Annotated in this window: 18 protein-coding genes and 2 tRNA genes; 16 read left to right on the top strand and 4 right to left on the bottom strand. The window is 67.8% G+C overall.

From position 1 onward, the window contains the following. Window positions 1-53: 53 nt before the first annotated feature. From ACWGKS_RS11940 to ACWGKS_RS11900, 9 genes are all read left to right on the top strand, one after another. On the top strand, window positions 54-686 hold the full coding sequence (locus tag ACWGKS_RS11940) for a DsbA family protein (RefSeq protein ID WP_358509437.1): 633 nt from the start codon (window positions 54-56) through the stop codon (window positions 684-686). A gap of 18 nt (window positions 687-704) precedes the next feature. After that, window positions 705-860 (top strand): hypothetical protein, encoded by a 156-nt coding sequence (locus tag ACWGKS_RS11935; protein WP_200816045.1) that lies wholly within the window; start codon window positions 705-707, stop codon window positions 858-860. A 223-nt stretch (window positions 861-1,083) separates the two neighbouring features. Further along, a complete protein-coding gene (locus ACWGKS_RS11930; RefSeq protein WP_358509440.1) occupies window positions 1,084-2,505 on the top strand; it encodes an aldehyde dehydrogenase family protein in 1,422 nt (473 codons plus the stop codon). Between the two features lie 150 nt (window positions 2,506-2,655). Further along, complete coding sequence (locus ACWGKS_RS11925; protein WP_358509443.1) at window positions 2,656-2,802, top strand: hypothetical protein; 147 nt, start codon at window positions 2,656-2,658, stop codon at window positions 2,800-2,802. Between the two features lie 110 nt (window positions 2,803-2,912). Further along, the gene (locus tag ACWGKS_RS11920; RefSeq protein WP_358509446.1) at window positions 2,913-3,380 is read left to right on the top strand and encodes a ribose-5-phosphate isomerase; all 468 of its coding nucleotides are present in this window, start codon (window positions 2,913-2,915) and stop codon (window positions 3,378-3,380) included. Window positions 3,381-3,871: 491 nt separating this feature from the next. Next, a complete protein-coding gene (locus tag ACWGKS_RS11915; RefSeq protein ID WP_358509449.1) occupies window positions 3,872-4,975 on the top strand; it encodes a PP2C family protein-serine/threonine phosphatase in 1,104 nt (367 codons plus the stop codon). Between the two features lie 274 nt (window positions 4,976-5,249). Next, complete coding sequence (gene mgtE / locus ACWGKS_RS11910) at window positions 5,250-6,590, top strand: magnesium transporter (RefSeq protein ID WP_358509452.1); 1,341 nt, start codon at window positions 5,250-5,252, stop codon at window positions 6,588-6,590. A 143-nt stretch (window positions 6,591-6,733) separates the two neighbouring features. Then, window positions 6,734-7,000, top strand: coding sequence for an Rv0909 family putative TA system antitoxin (locus ACWGKS_RS11905; protein WP_358509455.1), 267 nt, complete (start codon window positions 6,734-6,736; stop codon window positions 6,998-7,000). A 205-nt stretch (window positions 7,001-7,205) separates the two neighbouring features. Beyond that, window positions 7,206-7,727, top strand: coding sequence for a (2Fe-2S) ferredoxin domain-containing protein (locus ACWGKS_RS11900; protein ID WP_358509458.1), 522 nt, complete (start codon window positions 7,206-7,208; stop codon window positions 7,725-7,727). Window positions 7,728-7,799: 72 nt separating this feature from the next. On the opposite strand, the gene ACWGKS_RS11895 is transcribed toward ACWGKS_RS11900, so the two are convergent. The 3 genes from ACWGKS_RS11895 to ACWGKS_RS11885 form a co-directional block, all read right to left on the bottom strand. Then, entirely contained in the window at window positions 7,800-9,662 is a 1,863-nt protein-coding gene (locus ACWGKS_RS11895; protein WP_358509461.1) for an ABC transporter ATP-binding protein, read from the bottom strand. Window positions 9,663-9,768: 106 nt separating this feature from the next. After that, window positions 9,769-10,278: an adenylyltransferase/cytidyltransferase family protein gene (locus ACWGKS_RS11890; RefSeq protein WP_358509464.1), complete on the bottom strand. Its 510-nt coding sequence runs from the start codon at window positions 10,276-10,278 to the stop codon at window positions 9,769-9,771. Window positions 10,279-10,739: 461 nt separating this feature from the next. Next, window positions 10,740-10,813, bottom strand: a tRNA-Gly gene (locus tag ACWGKS_RS11885). A gap of 117 nt (window positions 10,814-10,930) precedes the next feature. Here ACWGKS_RS11885 and ACWGKS_RS11880 point away from each other — a divergent pair. The 5 genes from ACWGKS_RS11880 to clpX all read left to right on the top strand — a co-directional run bounded on the left by ACWGKS_RS11880 (window position 10,931) and on the right by clpX (window position 15,822). Further along, a tRNA-Pro gene (locus ACWGKS_RS11880) sits at window positions 10,931-11,005 on the top strand. Window positions 11,006-11,232: 227 nt separating this feature from the next. Then, window positions 11,233-12,696: a trigger factor gene (tig, locus tag ACWGKS_RS11875; RefSeq protein WP_452522568.1), complete on the top strand. Its 1,464-nt coding sequence runs from the start codon at window positions 11,233-11,235 to the stop codon at window positions 12,694-12,696. 288 nt (window positions 12,697-12,984) lie between these two features. Next, the gene (locus ACWGKS_RS11870; protein ID WP_067602127.1) at window positions 12,985-13,533 is read left to right on the top strand and encodes a ClpP family protease; all 549 of its coding nucleotides are present in this window, start codon (window positions 12,985-12,987) and stop codon (window positions 13,531-13,533) included. A gap of 60 nt (window positions 13,534-13,593) precedes the next feature. After that, on the top strand, window positions 13,594-14,250 hold the full coding sequence (locus tag ACWGKS_RS11865) for an ATP-dependent Clp protease proteolytic subunit (RefSeq protein WP_358509471.1): 657 nt from the start codon (window positions 13,594-13,596) through the stop codon (window positions 14,248-14,250). Window positions 14,251-14,544: 294 nt separating this feature from the next. Beyond that, entirely contained in the window at window positions 14,545-15,822 is a 1,278-nt protein-coding gene (gene clpX, locus ACWGKS_RS11860) for an ATP-dependent Clp protease ATP-binding subunit ClpX (protein WP_358509474.1), read from the top strand. A gap of 125 nt (window positions 15,823-15,947) precedes the next feature. Here clpX and ACWGKS_RS11855 read toward each other — a convergent pair whose 3' ends face one another. After that, a complete protein-coding gene (locus ACWGKS_RS11855) occupies window positions 15,948-16,661 on the bottom strand; it encodes a DUF305 domain-containing protein (protein WP_358509478.1) in 714 nt (237 codons plus the stop codon). A gap of 364 nt (window positions 16,662-17,025) precedes the next feature. On the opposite strand from ACWGKS_RS11855, the gene ACWGKS_RS11850 reads away from it, so the two are divergent. Next, window positions 17,026-18,435 (top strand): LVIVD repeat-containing protein, encoded by a 1,410-nt coding sequence (locus ACWGKS_RS11850; protein WP_358509481.1) that lies wholly within the window; start codon window positions 17,026-17,028, stop codon window positions 18,433-18,435. 131 nt (window positions 18,436-18,566) lie between these two features. Beyond that, entirely contained in the window at window positions 18,567-19,973 is a 1,407-nt protein-coding gene (locus ACWGKS_RS11845; protein WP_452522564.1) for an LVIVD repeat-containing protein, read from the top strand. The last annotated feature ends 57 nt before the right edge of the window (window positions 19,974-20,030 follow it).

Below are 20,030 nucleotides of genomic sequence, written 5' to 3'. Positions count from 1 at the left end.
TGTGGATCTACGCGACGAAAGTTCGCGACCCACTCGACGAGGAGTACCGGAAAATGACGCAGACCCCCGAACAGCAGGGCGATCAGGTCGTCTGGGCCGACATGTGGTTCGACCCCGCGTGCCCGTGGGCCTGGATGACCTCTCGCTGGCTGTTGGAGGTGGAGAAGGTACGCCAGGTGAGGGTGCGTTGGCACGTGATGAGCCTGGGCGTCCTCAACGAGGGTCGGGACCTGCCCGAGGAGTACAAGAAGGGGATCGAACGCTCCTGGAAGGCGGTGCGTGTGTGCGTCGCCGCCGAACAGCGCTTCGGACCCGAGGTCCTGGACCGCCTCTACACGGCGCTGGGCACCCGTTTCCACAACCAGGGCGAGCCCCAGGCCATCGAGACGATCCGCGCCGCGCTGGCCGACGCCGACCTGCCGGCGGACCTGGCCGAGGCCGCGGACTCCACCGAATACGATGAGGCCCTGCGGGCCTCGCACGCCGAGGCGATGAAGCTGGTCGGCGAGGACGTCGGTACCCCCGTCGTCCAGGTCGAGGGTGTCTCGTTCTTCGGCCCCGTCGTCTCCCCGACGCCGCGCGGCGAGGAGGCCGGGAAGCTGTGGGACGGCGTGCGTCTGGTCGCCGGGATCGACGGCTTCTTCGAGCTCAAGCGCACCCGCACCCGTGACCCCATCTTCGACTGACCCACCCTGGAGGAACCCATGCCCGGGCCGGATGACGACCGTCGCGTCGACTTCTTCGATGACCTGGAGATCCTGCCCGACATCACCGGCGACGAGCGCGCCGAGGGGTGGGGCGACACCGAGGAGGACTCCACGGCGCGACTGATCGCCGACCGCCCCCCGCACTGGGGCTGAGCCCGGCCCACCCGGACACCACCACGGGGGTCACAGGGGATGCCCGTTGAGGGTGGTGGGCGTAGACGACGATGAGGAACCGTCTGCGAAGGCCCCGAACACGCGCCGAAGCGCCGGCGAAGACGCAGAGAACACGACCCGGTATCCGTGAAACCACGGATACCGGGTCGTTCGCCGTCGGGGGGTATGGCCAACCCGAATCCCGTTCTGCGAAGGTGGTGTCATGCGATCCCTCTACATCGATGGCGCCTGGCGCGATTCCACCTCCGACGAGGCCCTGGACGTGATCAACCCTGCGACCGAGCAGGTCATCGACACGGTTCCGGCCGGATCCACCGCTGATGTCGACGCCGCGGTCGAGGCCGCGGCCACCGCGTTCGAGGGGTGGTCCGCGCTCACTCCGGGGCAGCGCGTCACCCACCTGACCAAGGCCCTGAAGCTGTTCGCCGCGCGGCAGAAGGACATCGCCGCGATCATGACCGAGGACATGGGCGCGCCCACCGGCTTCGCCACCAAGGTGCAGGTCGGCCTCCCCTCCCTGATGTTCAGCACCTACATCGACCTGGTGGAGCAGCACGGGGAGCGCTACTTCACCGGTGAGAAGGTCGGCAACTCCCTGGTGGTGCACGAACCGATCGGCGTGGTCGGCGCCATCACCCCGTGGAACTACCCGCTGCACCAGATCGTGCTCAAGGTGGTCCCCGCCCTGTTGGCGGGAAACACCGTGGTGCTCAAGCCCAGTGAGGTCGCCCCGCTGGGCGCCTACGCCCTGACCGAGGTGTTCGAGGAGAGCGGGCTCCCGGCCGGTGTGTTCAACCTGGTCAGCGGCACGGGCCCGGTGGTGGGCGAGGCCATCGCCGCGCACCCGAAGGTCGACATGGTCTCCTTCACCGGCTCCACCCGCGCCGGGACCAGGGTGTCCCAGGTGGCGGCCGAGACGGTCAAGCGGGTCGCCCTGGAACTGGGCGGTAAGTCGCCCAACGTGATCCTGCCCGACGCCGACCTGACGCAGGCGGTCAAGCGCGGTGTCGCCGACGTCATGCGCAACACCGGGCAGAGCTGCAACGCGCTCACCCGCATGTTGGTGCACCGCGACTCCTACGAGGAGGCCGTGGAACTGGCCGCCGCGTCCGTCGCCAAGTACGTCCCGGGCGACCCGACCGACGAGGGCACCCGCCTGGGCCCGTTGGTCTCCGCCACCCAGTTGGAGAAGGTCCGTTCCTACATCGACCTCGGTGTGAAGGAGGGGGCTCGCCTGGTCACCGGCGGCTCCGAGCCGGTGGAGGGCCACGAGAAGGGCTACTTCGTGCGGGCGACGGTCTTCGCGGACGTGCGCAACGACATGCGCATCGCCCAGGAGGAGATCTTCGGCCCGGTCCTGGCGCTCATCCCCTACGACACGGTGGAGGAGGCGGTCGGCATCGCCAACGACACCGTCTACGGGCTCAGCGCGGCCGTGTGGTCGGGCGACTCCGAGCAGGGGCTGGAGGTGGCCCGTAGGCTGCGCGCCGGTCAGGTGGAGCTCAACGGCGGCGCCCTCAACCCGCTCGCGCCCTTCGGCGGATACAAGCGCTCGGGCAACGGTCGGGAGTGGGGTCTGCCCGGTCTGGTGGAGTTCTGCGAGGTCAAGGCCGTACAGATGTAGCATCCGGGGTCGTTGTGGCCGGGGGCGCCTGTGGGAGGTGTCACTTCGCGGGACCGCGTTCGCGGGGAATCACCCCCGGTGAAGCGTGTGTTGTGCGGTGTGGGAAGATCCCGATCGGGCATCCCCGGTCGAAACCAAACGAGGTGTGAGTTGAGCAACAAGCCTGCGGTCTCCAAGGCAGGTCCTCTGAGTAAGGACCTCAAGTCGATCCTTATCAGCAACGTGATCGCCATCTTGTCGATGGCGGGCTTCGCCGCTCTCGGGCTGAGCGTCGCCGCCGCCGCGGCCGGAGTCTGAGCGGCCCACGGACGAGGCGTACGCCTCCCACACGCTCCGCCGCGCCCCACCCGAACGTTCACGGGTGGGGCGCGGCGTTTTTCGTGCGTGGAAGCTGTCACACTGGTGACGTGCGTGTTTACCTTGGATCAGATCATGCGGGCTTCGAGCTCAAAGAACACCTCGTCTCCTGGCTGAAGGAGCGGGGCCACGAGGTCGTGGACGCCGGGCCGGCCGTCTACGACGCGGTGGACGACTACCCGCCGTTCGTCCTGCGCGCCGCCGAGGGCGTGGCGAAGGACCCGGGTTCCCTGGGAATCGTCATCGGTGGCTCCGGCAACGGCGAGCAGATCGCCGCCAACAAGGTCGAGGGCGTTCGTGCGGCCCTGGCCTGGAGCGAGGACACCGCCAAACTGGCGCGCGAGCACAACGACGCGAACGTGCTCGGCATCGGTGGGCGGATGCACTCCCTGGAGGAGTCCACCCGGTTCGTGGAACTCTTCCTGACCACCCCCTACAGCGACGAGGAGCGGCACACCCGCCGCATCGCGATGCTCGGTGACTACGAGCGGACCGGCGAACTGCCCCCGCTTCCGTAACGTCTCGTCGATGGCCCGCCACGAGCGGCCGGACCGGGTCCCCGCCCACCGTGGGGGCCCTTCGTGTTTCCGGGGCGGGACACGCCGTGTCGTCGGGGATCGGGGCGAACGCTCCCGGGGGTCGCCACCGACGCCGGCGGCGGCCAGGGGATCCTGGTGCGTGACCAGGTACGGCGCGGCCCGCCGAGGGCGCGTCCCCACGGGTTTAGGCGGACCCCAAACCCGGGATAGTGGGGCGGATCCGGCCCGGATGCACGTGCCACTTCGAGGCCCCAAGCGCTACAGTTCGTGCACAGCGGCGGGTCAGAGCCATCCGCGGTGCGATGGTGTCACCCTCCGGGCGACCGCCACTCCTTTCGGGTGATCCCCCACGAGCCCCCGGCCCGCCGACGCGAGATCCGCCCCGACGCGACCCCGGCCGCGGCGGTGCGCCGTACGACGACCAGGAGTAACCCCCGCGAGCGAAGCGGGCGCGCCGATCGCGAGGACCCATGAACTCCACACCGACCGCCAAGACCACCCGGCTGTTGCGCTCGACCGCGCAGCGGCTCGTCGCGGTGCTCCGGCGCAAGGTGTTGTTCCGCTACCGGCTCGTCCTCATCACCCTGGTGACCCTGGCCGTGGGCATCGGGGTGGGGGCCGTGTGGGGTCCCACCGGTTGGTTCCCACCCAGCTCCACCATCCTCACCGTTCTCGCCGGTGGCCTGCTCCTCAAACGCAAGAGCCTGGCGTTCCTGCTGGCCGTGGTCGCCGCGGTCCTGGTGTTCGTGGCCTACATGCTCGACTTCGGTCAGGTGGGGCCGGGGCTGCTGGTCACCATCGGGGTCACCGCCGTGCTCTCGTACCTGCTGTCCGGGCTGCGCGAACGCCTCGGAGTGCAGGGGCTCAGCGGCGAGATGATGCTGCTGGACCTGCGCGACCGACTACGCCACCAGGGTCGGCTGCCCAAGCTCCCCAAGGGATGGGGGCGCACCGCCGTGCTGCGTCAGGCCGGCGGTTCCTCCTTCGGTGGCGACTTCGTGGTCTCGATCCTTCGGGAGAACCGGCTCGACGTCGCTCTCGTGGACGTGTCCGGCAAGGGGGTGGACGCCGGGACCCGGGCCCTGCTGCTTTCCGGTGCCTTCAGCGGACTCATCGGCGCGGTGCCCGCCCGCGACTTCCTCGCCCACTGCAACGACTACCTCATGCGCAACAGCGGCGGTGAGGGCTTCGTCACGGCCGTCCACCTGAGCGTGGACATCGTCACCGGCGAGTACCAGGTGGCCTCCGCCGGGCACCCGCCCGCCCTGCACTACGACGGCGGCGGCGGGGTATGGAGCACCACCGAGGCCAAGGGCGTGGTCCTCGGCGTGATCCCGGAGTTGACCTACACCTTCGTCGAGGGCGGGCTCCGTCCCGGCGACGCCATCATGCTCTGCACCGACGGGCTCATCGAGACCCCCGGCGAGGACCTGGACGCCGGCATCGACAAACTCCTCGGCGCCGCGGACACCCTGGTCACCCAGGGATTCGCCACCGGGGCGAGCGAGATCGTCGACACCCTCAGCAAGGACAAGAACGACGACTGCGCGCTCGTCGTCCTCTGGCGCAACTGAAGACCCCACCGCGCGCTCATGGGCGAACGCCCCGCGCCGACGGGTCCCGGATGAGACCGGACGGCCGCCGCCAGAGGTAGGGTCGTCATGTTCCCCGACCCCGTACGAGGTTCTTCGTACACGTCCCCGGATCGCCGTGCCCGCCCTCCCCGTCCCCCCAGACGCCGACGCTCGCACGGCCGACCCCACCAGCGACGAGGGGCCGGACCTTTCCCGAACCACCGGCCCGGCGGACGTGTGCGCCGGGCCCCGGCGATGCAAGGGGGTGCTTCGCATGGACGGCGAGCGCGCTGAAGAACTCATCGATCTGGTCGAGACGAACGACCTGACCGGGATCAGACTCTGGTTGGCCGAACACAGGCCCCACGAGATCGCGGACGAACTCTCCCGCATGACCGGACGCGAGGCGATCATCCCCTTCCGGCTCCTGGACAAGGACCGGGAGCTGGAGGTGTTCGAGGAACTCGATTCGAGCCAACAGCAGAACATCCTCCTGGGCCTGCGTGGAACCGACTTCCACGACCTCCTGGAGGAAATGGAGCCCGACGACCGCGCCAGGCTCATCGGGGAGGCCCCCGCCAAGATCGCCACCCGTGCCCTGGCCGGCCTGAGCCCCTCCGAACGCAGGATGACCGCCGCCCTCCTGGGCTACCCCGAGGATTCCGTCGGTCGGTACATGACCCCCGAGACGGTCGTCCTGCACCGTGACCTCACCGTCGGCCGCGCGCTGGAGGTGGTCCGCGCCAAGGGGGCCGGCGCCGAGATCATCTACACGTTGCCGGTGGTCAGCGACGGCCGCCGTGTGGTCGGCACCGTCACCCTCAGCGACCTGGTGGTCAGCGACGTCGACATGATCCTCAAGGACCTGGTGGACGTGTTCGCGCCTCGGGTTCGCGCCTACGAACCCGTCGAGGACGCAGCCCGACTCATGCAGGAGGCCAACCTGGTCGCCCTGCCCGTGATGGACTCCGAGGACCGTTTCGTCGGCATGCTCACCGTCGACGACGCCCTTGAGGTCATCGAGGCCGCCGACTCCGAGGACATGGCGCTCCAGTCCGGTGCCAGTCCCATCGACGACCACTACGCCTCGGTCGGAGTGCTCCGTCTGGTGGGGGCACGGTCGGTGTGGTTGATGCTGCTCATCGTCGCCGCCACGTTCACCGTCAACGTCATGCAGGTGTACGAGGCGACGTTGGAACAGGTGACGGCGCTGGCCATGTTCGTGCCCATGCTCATCGGCACCGGCGGCAACGTCGGAGCCCAGTCGGCGACGGCCATCGTGCGCGCCCTGGCCGTCGGCGAGGTGCGGGTGCGCGACCTTCCATCGGTGATCTGGAAGGAGAGCCGGGTCGGCCTGTTGCTGGGCGTGATCCTCGCGCTCCTGGCCCTGGCCATCGGCTCGTTGCTCGTGGGTTTCGCGGTCGCGGTGGCGGTCGCCCTGTCGGTGGTCGCGATCTGCACCTGGGCGGCGATCATCGGCTCGTCGATGCCGCTGCTCGCCCGCAAGGTCGGAGTGGACCCGGCGGTGGTCTCCTCCCCGATGGTGGCCACACTCGTGGACGCCACCGGCCTGCTCATCTACTTCGCGATCGCGCGCGCGGTGCTGGGGATCTGACCGGAACGGGGCCCGTCCGACGAACTCGTCGGTCGAAGAGGTGTCTTGAACCATGCCCTCTTCCGTACGATGGGTGACCAGGGCGGACCCCGGAGAAACCCGGGGTGGGCCCGGACGATCGACGACGACCCCAGGGGGAGACCATGGCCGGTGCGGGTGACGCGTTCAACAAGCTGCGCAAGACGGTCGAGGACAACGCGGACAAGGCCGAGGGTCTGGTGGGGAAGGCCGCCGACGCCGCGAAGAAGGCCACGGGCGGCGCCCACGACGACAAGATCGACAAGGCCTCCGGCGCGGCCACCGACTACCTGCGCAAGCAGGGTGACGGGGCGGGGCGTTCGGAGGAGGACACCGGCGATTCGAAGGACCGCGGACAGGGCCGTTCCGACGAGGACGACCGGCGCGGATAGTTTCGAGCCGGGCGAAGATTCCTCGGAACACGGGGCGGGTGGGGCGGGTCCACGAAAGTGGGCGCCCCATCCGCTCCTCGCCGTTTCGGTGCCCCCACACCGGAAGATCACCCAACCGATCGAGTACCCGCTGGTCAGGGTGGTGCTACGAATGATTACCCTGGCCGGATAAGGCGAACCCGACCAGCGGGTGAGGGGGTGGGGGATGAGTGCGGTCGAGGACGCGCCCTGCAAACTCACGGTCTGTCGAGGATGCTGCTGCGGAACGGAGAAGAAGGTCCCCGGCGTCGACCACGACGCCCAGCTCGCCCGCCTGAGCGCCATCGACGACCACTCCGCCCGCCGTGTTCCCGTCCGCACCAGCAAGTGTCTGGGCATCTGCTTCCAGGCCAACGTCGTCGTGGTCCAGCCCTCCGCGATGGGCCGCGCCGCCGGTGGCCGCCCCGTCTGGCTGGGTGAGATGACCGAGGACGACCTGCTGGAAGCCGTCGACGACTGGATCTTCGAGGGCGGTCCCGGTCTGGCCCCGCTTCCCGAGGTCTTGGCGGACCACGTCACCTCCAAGGACGCGAAGAAGCCGAAGAAACGCAAGAAGCCCAAGCGCGAGAAGCCCAAGGACGGCAAGGGCGAGGACGCCAAGGCGCAGAAGAAGAGCAAGAAGGACGGCAAGGACAAGAAGAAGTCCAAGAAGTCCAAGAAGAAAAGGAAGAAGCCGGAGAAGGTCTAGTGCCGCGACGGGGTGAACCCTGACCGACGCGGCACTGGCGCGATCCGGAGGCCCGGACCGCGCCGTGGGCCGTCAGCGACTCTGCGGGGCGAACTGGGTGCGGTACAGCGCCGTGTAGAGGCCACCCGCGCCGAGGAGTTCCTCGTGTGACCCGCGCTCCAGGATCCGCCCGTCCTCCAGCACGAGGATCTGGTCGGCCTCCCGCACGGTCGCCAACCGGTGCGCGATCACCAGGGAGGTGCGCCCCTCCAAGGCAACGGCCAGGGCCTCCTGAACGGCGGCCTCCGACTCCGAGTCCAGGTGGGCGGTGGCCTCGTCCAGGATCACCACCGACGGCGCCTTCAACAGCAACCGAGCGATCGCCAGCCGCTGCTTCTCGCCCCCGGAGAGCCGGTAACCGCGATCTCCCACCATGGTGTCCAGGCCCTGGGGCAGCTGCTCCAGAAGCGTGCCCAGACGTGCCATGCGCAGCACCTCGACCAACTCGGAGTCGGTGGCCTCCGGACGCGCGTAGCGCAGGTTGGCGCCGACGGTGTCGTGGAACAGCTGCGCGTCCTGGGTCACCACGCCGATCGCCGAACGCAGGGAGTCGCCGGTCGCCTCACGCAGGTCCAGGTCGCCCACCCGTACCCGCCCCTCGGTCGGGTCGTACAGTCGTGACACCAGGTGGGTGAGCGTGCTCTTTCCCGCACCTGAGGGGCCCACCAACGCCACCATCCGGCCCGGTTCGGCGTGGAACGACACCCCGCTCAGCACCTGGGTGTCCTCGTCCTTCTCCGCCTGTGGGGCCAGTTCCAGGGAGGCCACCGACGACCCGGCGGCGCCCGGGTAACGGAAGGACACCTGGTCGAACTCCACGCTCAACGGACCCTCCGGCAACGGCCGGGCGTGCGGGTCCTCCTTGATCTGCGGTTCCAGGTCCAGCACCTCGAAGACCCGGTCGAAGGACACCAGGGCGGTCATGATCTCCACGTGCACGTTGGACAGGGTGGTCACCGGACCGTACAGCCGTGTCAGCAGGGTGGTGAGCGCGACCAGGGTGCCGACCTCGAAGGAGCCCCGCACCGCGAGCAGGCCGCCCGCGCCGTAGACCATCGCCACGGCCAGCGCGGTGATGGTCGCGAGCATGGTGAACAGCAGGCCACCGAACACCGCCTGCTGGACTCCCAGGTCACGAACGCGCGCGGCCTTCTCGGAGAACCCGCGGTTCTCCTCGTCTGGACGGCCGTACAGCTTCACCAGCATGGCGCCGCCGACGTTGAACCGTTCGGTCATCAGCGAGCTCATCGACGCGTTGTTGTCCATGGCGTCGCGCGAGATGGTCGCGAGTCTGCGGCCCAGCAGTTTCGCGGGCACGATGAACAGCGGTACCAGTACCAACGCCAGCAGGGTCACCTGCCAGGACAGGGCCAGCATGGTGATGAGCACGGCCACCACGCTGATGAGGTTGGACACCACCGACTGCAGTACCGAGGTGATCGCCCGCTGGGCGCCCACCACGTCCGTGTTCAGGCGGCTGATCAGCGAACCGGTCTGGGTGCGGGTGAAGAAGGAGATCGACATTCGCTGCACGTGGGCGAACACCTGGGTGCGCAGCAGGTAGATGACGCCTTCCCCGATCCGGGCCGACAACCACCGGCCGGTCAGGGTGATGACGCCCTCCAGCAGGGCCAGAGCACCCGCGGCGACCGCCAACCACACCACCACCGAGGTGTTCCCCGGGATGATTCCCTGGTCGATGATGGCTCGCAGCAGCAGGGGGTTGGCCACCACCACGCCCGCGCCGATCGAGGTGACCAACAGGAACAACAGGATCGACCGCCAGTGCGGTCGGGCGTACGACAGGATGCGTCGGGTGATCCCCGGGGGCAGCCTCTGCCCTCGCGCGCTCCCATCGTTGACCAGGGCCCTGTAGGAGGGCCTCCCTGACATCATCGACGGCCTCGTTTCGTACATCGGTTCGCCACGCATGTGTCAACACCGATGGGGCCGTGCCGCTTCCCGAGCATGCGGGGGAGGGGGATGGTGGGGAATCGAGGGTTCAGAGCGAGTGCGAGAGGCGACCCAGCGCCGCCGTGGTGGAGCGGCCCGGGGTGAAGGGCAGCTCCCAGGAGCGGGCGCCGAGCGCCTCCGCGCCGCGGATCTTGGCCTGGGTGTAGCGGTCCCCGGCGGTGAAGGCCAGGGCGGCGGGGGCCAGGGGGCGAAGCAGGTCGGCGTAGGCGGCCCAGTCGGCGACCGTGGGGGGTCCGTCGATGATGAAGGAACCGGTCACACAGGCGAGCGCGGCGATGGTCTCGGCCCGTTCCTCGGCCGGGTTGATCGGCCGTTCGGGGCCCTTCCAGGCTCGCACTCGCTCGTCGGACTCGATGCCCACGACGAGGGGGTGGCCGCGTTCGGCGATGGCACCCAGGAATCGGATGTGTCCCACGTGCAGTACGTCGAAGACCCCGGTGACCACGACCGGTCGTTCGAGGGGGTCCGGTCGTTCGAACCAACGCAGACCCAGCGGCGTGGCCGCTTGGTACGCCTCGTCCGTGCCAGATTCCCGCATGTGGCCCCCGTTCCCTCCATACGACCGAGGGGCGTCCGCGTCCGCTCGCGTGGACGGGCTCACCCGAAAGGTCAACGTACCTGCCGGGCGGGGGTATTCCGCCTCTGGGGAGGAGAACCGAACGGTGTTCACCGCGGGTGTGACGGACGTTGCCGGGAACCCCGTGAGCGGTATGTGTGTCCCATCACGTGAAGAGTTCGCGATGTGGAACGGAAAAGTGGTGCGGCGGGGGTGAGGGGGTCGTTCCCCTGGTGAAATGGCGGAGCGGGCCGGTGTCGGGGGGTGCGCGGTTCGCTCCGAGTGGAGCGGGGGTCAGGGGGTCGTTCCCCTGGTGAAATAGCGGAGCGGGCCGGTGCTTGGAGGCATAGGGCTTGCTCCGAGTGGGGCGGGGGTGAGGGGGTCGCCCCCCTGGTGAAATAGCGGAACGAGCCGGTGCCTGGAGGCACACGGCTCGCTCCGAGTGGAGCGGGCGACGAGAATCGAACTCGCATGACCAGCTTGGAAGGCTGGGGTTCTACCATTGAACTACGCCCGCATGGCTTCAGAGCCCTTGAGTTTCCTCTAGACTCGTCCTGCCGCTGGAGATAAGAGTACAGTCTCCAGGGCGGTGGTCGCACACTCGTTTTCGGATTGGTGTGTCCCCGCCGGGCAACGGGGTGTAGCGCAGCTTGGTTAGCGCGCATGCTTTGGGAGCATGAGGCCGCGGGTTCGAATCCCGCCACCCCGACGAAATCTTTCGCGGCCGTCCGGCCTCTCGGCCGGCGGCCGTGGCCCCCTGCGTATCTGCCCTAGACTTGGTGCGATCAGCAGGAAACTGTAAGTCCCAGCCCGTCGCAGGGCACCCCAGTAGAACGTGGTCTCCACGGTCCGGGGTGCTCGCGTGCATTCGCCGTTCGTGTGGTGCGACTGCGGGCCGACGCGGACACCAGCCGGCAAACCTAGGAGTACCGCCCCGTGAAGACCGATGTCGAGGAGCTCAGCCCGACCCGGGTCAAGCTGACCATCGAGGTGCCCTTCGAGGAGCTCGAGCACGCTTTCGACGTGACCTACAAGTCGCTCGCGAAGCAGGTTCGGATCAAGGGCTTCCGCCCGGGCAAGGCACCGGCGCGGCTGATCGACCGCTACGTCGGCCGAGGTGCGGTGATCAGCGAAGCGGTCAACCACGCCGTTCCGGAGCTTTACAACGAAGCCATCCAGAAGGAGGAGATCTTCGCGCTCGGTCAGCCCGACGTGGAGGTCACCAAGCTGGAGGACAACGACGAGCTCGCCTTCACCGCCGAGGTCGACGTCCGCCCCAAGTTCGAGGTGAAGGACTACAAGGGCATCGAGGTGACCGTCGACAACGCGGCCGCCACCGATGAGCAGGTCGACGAGCAGATCGGCACCCTGCGCGAGCGCTTCTCCACGCTCGTGGGCGCCGACCGTCCGATCGAGGACGGCGACCACCTGTCCATCGACCTGTCGGCGGCCGTCGACGGTGAGAAGCTCGAGGACGTGGCCGTGAGCGGCTACTCCTACGAGGTCGGCACCAACGCCATGCTGGAGGGCCTCGACGAGACCCTGCGCGGCATGGAGGCCGAGGGCGAGGCCACCTTCAAGACCACCCTGGTGGGTGGCGACCACGAGGGCGAGGAAGCCGACGTCACCGTCACCGTGCACTCGGTCAAGGTGAAGGAGCTGCCGGAGCTGGACGACGAGTTCGCCCAGTTGGCCTCGGAGTTCGACACCATCGACGAGCTGCGCGAGGACGTGCGCAAGCGCATGGCCGACGTGCGTCGCATGCAGCAGCTCTCCGCCGCCCGCGACAAGGCGCTGGAGAAGCTCATCGAGTCCGTCGAGGTGCCGCTGCCCGACGCGGTCGTCGACGAGGAGATCACCCGTCGTCGCCAGAGCCTTGAGCAGCAGCTTGCCCAGAGCGGTCTGACCAAGGAGGCCTACCTCGAGTCGCAGGAGAAGACCGAGGAGGAGTTCGAGGAGGAGCTGAAGACCGGCGCCAACTCGGCGGTCAAGGCCGGCTTCATCCTCGACCAGCTGGCCCTCCAGGAGGACCTGAGCGCCGACCAGGGCGAGCTCAGCCAGTACGTGTTCGAGCAGGCCCAGCGCATGGGCGTCAGCCCGGACCAGCTGGCCCAGCACCTGGTCGAGTCGAACCAGATCCGCGTCGCCTTCACCGAGGTCGTCCGCGGCAAGGCCATGGACCTGGTCCTGGCCGACGCCAAGGTGACCGATGAGGACGGCAACGTCATCGAGACCCCGCAGGTCGAGGCGTCCGAGGACACCGACGTGGTGGAGGACGCGGCCAAGGCCGCTGCCGCCGCCACCGAGGACGTCGAGGTCGTCGAGACCGTGGAGGTCGTCGAAGACGACGCCGCCGAGTCCGAGAAGGCCGACGAGAACGCCAAGGACGACAGCAAGTAGTCCTTCGGGTCCGTAGCGTTCGCACGGGCCCCGACCGCCCCGGAACCGGGGCGATCGGGGCCCGTGGTGCTTTGTTCGCTGTCAGGAGAAAAGGTGTCTTCCACCCCTCCCGCACCCTGCGCTCAAAGCGAACAGGGACGTTATACGGACGAGCCCGACGCCCAGCGGCGTTAGTGTCGCTGTATCGCAACCGTTTCGATTCCGGAGCAGGTGACGAGAGTGCCGCCGACCTTTGATGAGTCCCCGGGATTCGACGCTCGTACGTCGGACCCGCAACTTTCCCCTTTTATTGAGCAGACGCCTCAGCGCCTGTTGCGCCAGCGAATCGTGTTCCTCGGCCAACAGGTCGACGACGACATCGCCAACCGCCTTGTCGGTGAGCTCCTGCTGCTGTCCGCCGAGGACCGCCAGCGGGACATCACCATGTACATCAACTCGCCGGGTGGTTCCGTGACGGCGGGCATGGCGATCTATGACGTCATGCAGTACATCCCCAACGACGTGCGTACCGTGGGTATCGGTATGGCCGCGTCCATGGGGCAGATGCTTCTGTGCGCCGGTGCGGCCGGTAAGCGTTACGCGCTGCCGCACACCCGCGTCATGATGCACCAGCCGTCCGGTGGCATCGGGGGCACCGCCTCCGACATCCGGATCCTGGCGGACCAGCTGCTCTACGTGAAGAAGATGTTCATCACGAAGATCTCCGAGCACACCGGGCAGACGGTCGAGCAGATCGAGAAGGACGCCGACCGGGACCGCTGGTTCACGGCCCAGGAGTCGCTGGAGTACGGCTTCATCGACGAGGTGCTCGAAGGCACCCTCGATGTGACCAGTTGACCGTACTCAGTGCTGTCCTGACCCAGTCCATGGATCGGCGTAGTGCGTGGAAGGCGTGAAATGACCGAGTTCAACCCCAGTCTGATCGGCGGCGCGGCCTCGATGGCTCCCCAGAGCCGCTACGTGCTGCCGTCCTACGTGGAGCGCACGTCGTACGGCGTCAAGGAGATGAATCCGTACAACAAGCTCTTCGAGGAGCGGATCATCTTCGTCGGCGTGCAGATCGACGATGTCTCCGCCAACGACTTGATGGCCCAGCTCATCACCTTGGAGCAGCTCGACTCCGAGCGGGACATCCAGATGTACATCAACTCGCCGGGTGGTTCCTTCACCTCCCTCATGGCGATCTACGACACCATGCAGTTCGTGCGCCCCGACATCCAGACGGTGTGCATCGGACAGGCCGCGTCGGCCGCCGCGATCCTGCTGGCGGGCGGCACCCCGGGCAAGCGCGGCGCGCTGCCCAACGCCCGCATGATGATCCACCAGCCCGCCACCGAGGGCATGCACGGCCAGGCCAGCGACATCGAGATCCAGGCCAACGAGATCACCCGGATCCGGCAGCAGCTGGAGACGACCCTGTCCAAGCACACGGGTCGCTCGCCCGAGCAGGTGTCCAAGGACATCGAGCGCGACAAGATCCTCACCGCGGAGGAGGCCGTCGAGTACGGTCTCATCGACTTCGTGTTGCCCTACCGCAAGGCTTCCCTGAAGTAGGGCACCCGCCGGAGAAACCCCGAGCCGAACCGGACTCCGCGCATTCGCGTGGATGTTCCGGTAGGGGTTCTCCGGCCTCGTAAAGCATGCGCCGGACCGGTTCGGGACCCGCCTGGAACAACCCGGTGGTGAAGCCGGTCCGGTTTTTCGCTTACCCTGGCGGGGAGCGACACACAGATCGCCCCGTCCGTGACCGGTCGGTCGTGGACGGAAGATTCACGGGAGTTCGCTTCCGTGCCGTCCGACGTGAAACGCGTCGGGGGCGGGGTGGCCTTAGTTTTGAGGAGTGGCTGGGTGGCACGCATCGGCGACGGCGGGGACCTGCTGAAGTGCTCATTCTGCGGTAAGAGCCAGAAGCAGGTGAAAAAGCTCATCGCGGGCCCCGGCGTGTACATCTGCGATGAGTGCATCGATCTGTGCAACGAGATCATCGAAGAGGAACTCGCCGACGCCACCGAGCTCACGTGGGATTCCCTTCCCAAGCCGCGGGAGATCTTCGACTTCCTCGACTCGTACGTGATCGGTCAGGAGCAGGCGAAGAAGGCTCTGTCGGTGGCGGTGTACAACCACTACAAGCGGGTTCGTTCCGAGGGCGACCGTCCCGGTGACGAGGACGTGGAGATCGCCAAGTCCAACATCCTGCTGCTGGGTCCGACCGGTTCGGGCAAGACCCTGCTGGCGCAGACCCTCGCCAAGATCCTGAACGTTCCCTTCGCCATCGCCGACGCCACGGCGCTGACCGAGGCCGGTTACGTCGGCGAGGACGTCGAGAACATCCTCTTGAAGCTGATCCAGGCCGCGGACTACGACGTCAAGAAGGCCGAGACCGGGATCATCTACATCGACGAGGTCGACAAGGTCGCCCGTAAGAGCGAGAACCCGTCGATCACCCGGGACGTCTCCGGGGAGGGTGTGCAGCAGGCGCTGCTGAAGATCCTGGAGGGCACCACCGCGAGTGTTCCGCCGCAGGGCGGGCGCAAGCACCCGCACCAGGAGTTCATCCAGATCGACACCACCAACGTGCTGTTCATCTGTGGTGGCGCCTTCGCCGGGCTGGAACAGCTCATCGAGTCCCGTACCGGGCAGCAGGGCATGGGCTTCAACGCCGTGCTGCGGCCCAAGACCGAGGAGTCCGAGCGGGCGCTGTTCGGCGAGGTCATGCCGGAGGACCTGCTCAAGTTCGGGATGATCCCGGAGTTCATCGGTCGTCTGCCGGTGATCACCAGCGTGCACAACCTGGACAAGGCCGCGCTGATCCAGATCCTCACCGAACCGCGCAACGCCCTGGTCAAGCAGTACCAGCGGCTGTTCGAGCTGGACAACGTGGAGCTGGAGTTCACCCAGGACGCGTTGGAGGCCATCGCCGAGCAGGGCATCATCCGCGGTACCGGTGCCCGTGGTCTGCGCGCCATCATCGAGGAGGTCCTGCTCTCGGTGATGTACGAGGTGCCCAGCCGGGAGGACGTCGGCCAGGTGATCATCACGCGCGAGTCGGTGGAGCAGCACGTCAACCCTACGATCGTCCCGCGCCGCAAGCCGGAGGACGACGATCGCCAGGAGAAGTCCGCCTGATCGATTCCGTGCGGCCCTGAACCGCTCTCGCACGACAAGGGGCGCCCTCGCATCGAGCGAGGGCGCCCCGTCGTGTGTGCGACCACCTGGTGCCCGGGGCACCCCGGGGGCTCGGCCGGGAAGGATCAGTCCTCGTCCTCCAGGACCGCCTCCATGCGGGCGATCTCGGTGTTCTGCTCGGCGATGAGGTCGTTGGCCATCCGCATCACGGTCTGGTCGTGTCCATCGGAGAGGACGTCCACGGCCATGGCCACCGCGCCCTCGTGATGGGCGGTCATCAATTCCACGAACAGGTGGTCGAACTCGTCGCCCTCGGCGTCGGTGAGCCGTCGCATGTCCTCTTCGGAGACCATGCCCTGCATGTCGTCATGGTCGACCTCCAGGTCACAGAGGGGGACGTCCTCGCCCTCCGAGTGGTGGCCGCCCTCGCCCTCCAGACCGCAGAAGTTCTGGTGGGCGGGGTTGTCCCGGGCCGGACCGAAGATGTTCTCCTCCAGCCAGCTCTCCATCGCGGAGATCTCCGGGTCCTGGGCCGCGGCGATGCGGTCGGCGATGCGTTCGACGCCGTCGCGCCGGTAACGGTCCGGGACCAGGTCGGTCATCTCCAGGGCCTGGGAATGGTGTTCGATCATCATCACCAGGTAGGTGACGTCGGCTTCGTTGTGTCCCTGTTCCTCGGCGAGCGCGGCGATCTCCTCGGCGGTCGCGGGGGTGGAGGACTCTCCGGGGGCGCCGGGGGAGATGACGTTGGCGGACTCCTGTCCGTCGTCGTCCGCGTTGCAGGCCGGGGCGGCGAGCAGGACGAGGGCGGTTCCGGCGGCGAGTGCCAGGCGACGCACGTGGTCTCCTCCAGGGGGTGGGGCGGACGGGCCGGGTGGGGACCGCCGGTGTCGGTGGTATGCGACATCCTGCGGGTTTTCTACTCACTCCGTGGGTGTTTTGTCCAGTGCGGAGCCGGTGTTCGTCCGGCCGGCTCCAGGCGTCCGCCGTCGGTGCGCGGCCGATGGCGGCGTGTTCGTGGGGATGTCCTGAGGGCCACAGTCGTGTGTCCCCGAAGACAGGAGGATGTCACCGTCGCAGAGGCCCGCAGTACCGCGCCTTCGAACTGTTAAGACCTATATTTCCTTTGTTTCCCTCTATACATATTGATGTTGAACTGTGTACGTTCTTTCTGTTTCGCTCCATTAGGAATCAGGAGTACACATGGCGTCATCCCCCACCCACCCCCGTGCAGGACGCCCGCTTCACCGCAGAGCACTCACCGGTGTCGCCCTCACCGCCGCCGCACTCCTGACCGTGGGCCTCCTCGGCCCCGTCGGTGCGGCCGCCGACACCACCCCCTTCGAAAGCGACGCCGAGACCAGCCCCAACGTCACCCACGTCGCGAACCTCCCCAAGTCCGAGGCCATGGACGACTACAACTCGGACCTGGCCTTCACCGGCGACTACGCCATCGGCGGCAACTACAACGGCTTCGTCATCTACGACATCTCCGAGCCGGAGGCCCCCGAGGTCGTCTCCGAGGTCCTGTGTCCGGGCGGTCAGGGCGACCTGTCGGTCAGCGGCGACCTGGTGTACTTCTCCGTCGACTACCCGCGCGCGAGCGACGAGTGCGGTGCGCCGTCCGTGCCCACCAGTGACCCGGACGGGTTCGAGGGCATTCGAGTGTTCGACATCTCCGACAAGGCCGCCCCCGAGTACGTGGCGGCGGTGGCCACCGACTGCGGATCGCACACCCACACCCTCGTCCCGGGCAAGGACGGCGAACACGACTACGTGTACGTGTCCTCCTACTCGCCCAACGCGAACTTCCCGAACTGTCAGCCGCCGCACGACAAGATCTCCATCGTCGAGATCCCCATCGACGCACCGTCCGAGGCCGCCCTGGTCAGCGAGCCGGTCCTGTTCCCCGACGGCGGTAACACCAGGACCACCGGTTGCCACGACATCACCGCCTACCCGGAGATCGACCTGGCCGCGGGCGCCTGCATGGGCGACGGCATCCTCATGGACACCTCCGATCCGGCCCACCCGGTGGTGACCGACGTCGTCCAGGACGAGAACTTCGCGTTCTGGCACTCGGCGACCTTCACCAACGACGCGAGCACGGTGATCTTCACCGACGAGCTCGGCGGTGGCGGCGGCGCCATCTGTACCGAGGAGTACGGGGAGGAGCGCGGCGCCAACGCCATCTACACCATCGGCGGCACCGACGACGATCCCGAACTCACCTTCGAGAGCTACTACAAGCTTCCGCGCGTGCAGACCGCCACCGAGAACTGCGTCGCCCACAACGGATCGCTCATCCCGGTCCCGGGCCAGGACTTCTTCGTGCAGGCCTGGTACCAGGGCGGTGTCTCGGTGATCGACTTCAACGACCCGAAGAACCCCCGCGAGATCGGCCACTTCGACCGTGACCCGATCGACGACGATCGGCTCGTCCTCGGTGGTTCCTGGTCGGCGTACTACTACAACGGCTACGTGTACTCCTCCGACATCACCCGTGGACTCGACGTCCTGAAGATCGACGACCCGCGTCTGCGCTCCGCCGAACGCGTCACCTACGACGAGTTCAACCCCCAGTCGCAGCCGAGTTACCGACCCGGCCGCTGACCGACCCCACGAATCCCTCCCGGTGGCTCCTCCTGGGGAGTCAGGGCAAACGGGAGGACCAGGGGCCGCGGCGTTCGCCGCGGCCCCGCCGCATACAGCCCCCGCCCTCTATGCGACCAACAGGAGAAAGCATGCCCGCAGCTTCCCCGAGACACGGAGGAGTTCGACGATCGACCGTCGTGGCCCTCACCGCGGCGGCGACCCTGCTCGCGGGGCTGCTCGGCCCGGCGAGCGCCCAGGCCGATGCCCCGCCCTCCGAGGACGTCACCAGCGAGAACGTCGAACACATCGCCAACCTGCCCAAGCCCGAGGCGGTCAGCAACACCAACTCGGACATGGCCTTCACCGGTGACTACGTCATCGGTGGCAACTACGACGGGTTCGTCATCTACGACGTATCCGAGCCGGCGGACCCGGAGATCGTCTCCGAGGTCCTGTGCCCGGGCGGCCAGGGGGACCTGTCGGTCAGTGGCGACCTGGTGTACTTCGCCGTGGACTACCCCAACGCGAGCGACGAGTGCGGTGCCCCCGCGGTTCCGGTGACCGACCCGGACGGTTTCGAGGGCGTGCGCGTCTTCGACATCTCAGACAAGGCCAACCCCCAGTACGTGGCGGCCGTGCGTACCGACTGCGGATCGCACACCCTCACCCTCGTGCCCGGCGACGACGAACGCGAGTACGTCTACGTGTCCTCCTACGCCCCGGCCGAGGAGTTCCCGAACTGTCAGCCGCCGCACGACAAGATCTCCGTCATCGAGGTGCCGCTGGACGACCCGGCCTCGGCCGCGCTCGTCAACGAACCCGTGCTGTTCCCCGACGGCGGCAACCACGACCAGGACGGCCTGCTACGTCCCACCGAGGGCTGCCATGACATCACCGCCTACCCGGAGAAGGACCTGGCCGCGGGCGCCTGCATGGGCGACGGCGTCCTCATGGACATCTCCGACCCGGTCGAACCGGTCGTGACCGAGGTCGTCCAGGACGAGAACTTCGCGTTCTGGCACTCGGCGACCTTCACCAACGACGCCGGCACGGTGATCTTCACCGACGAGCTCGGCGGCGGCGGCGCGGCCACCTGCACCGAGGAGATCGGCCCGGAACGCGGTGCGAACGCCATCTACACCCTGGACGGCGAGGGCACCGACGCCACCCTCGACTTCGAGTCCTACTACAAACTGGAACGCCACCAGGGCGACGAGCAGGTGTGCGTGGCGCACAACGGTTCCCTGATCCCGGTGCCCGGCCAGAACTACTTCGTGCAGGCCTGGTACCAGGGCGGTGTCTCGGTGATCGACTTCAACGACCCGAAGAACCCCCGCGAGATCGGCCACTGGGACCCGGACGACCGCATCGACCCCGACATCGAGAACGGCAGCTCCTGGTCGGCCTACTACTACAACGGCCACGTCTACTCCTCGGACATGCGCCGGGGCCTGGACGTCCTGGAACTGACCGACCCGCGTCTGCGCCCGGCCGAACGCGTCACCTACGACGAGTTCAACCCGCAGACCCAACCGAGCTACCGACCCGGCCGCTGACCGGCTGACAGGACGGGGCGCGGGAAGGGGGAGACCCCTTCCCGCGCCCCGTGGGCG

Source organism: Nocardiopsis sp. NPDC055879 (assembly GCF_053615935.1).
This window is presented reverse-complemented; position numbering and strand designations above follow the sequence as displayed.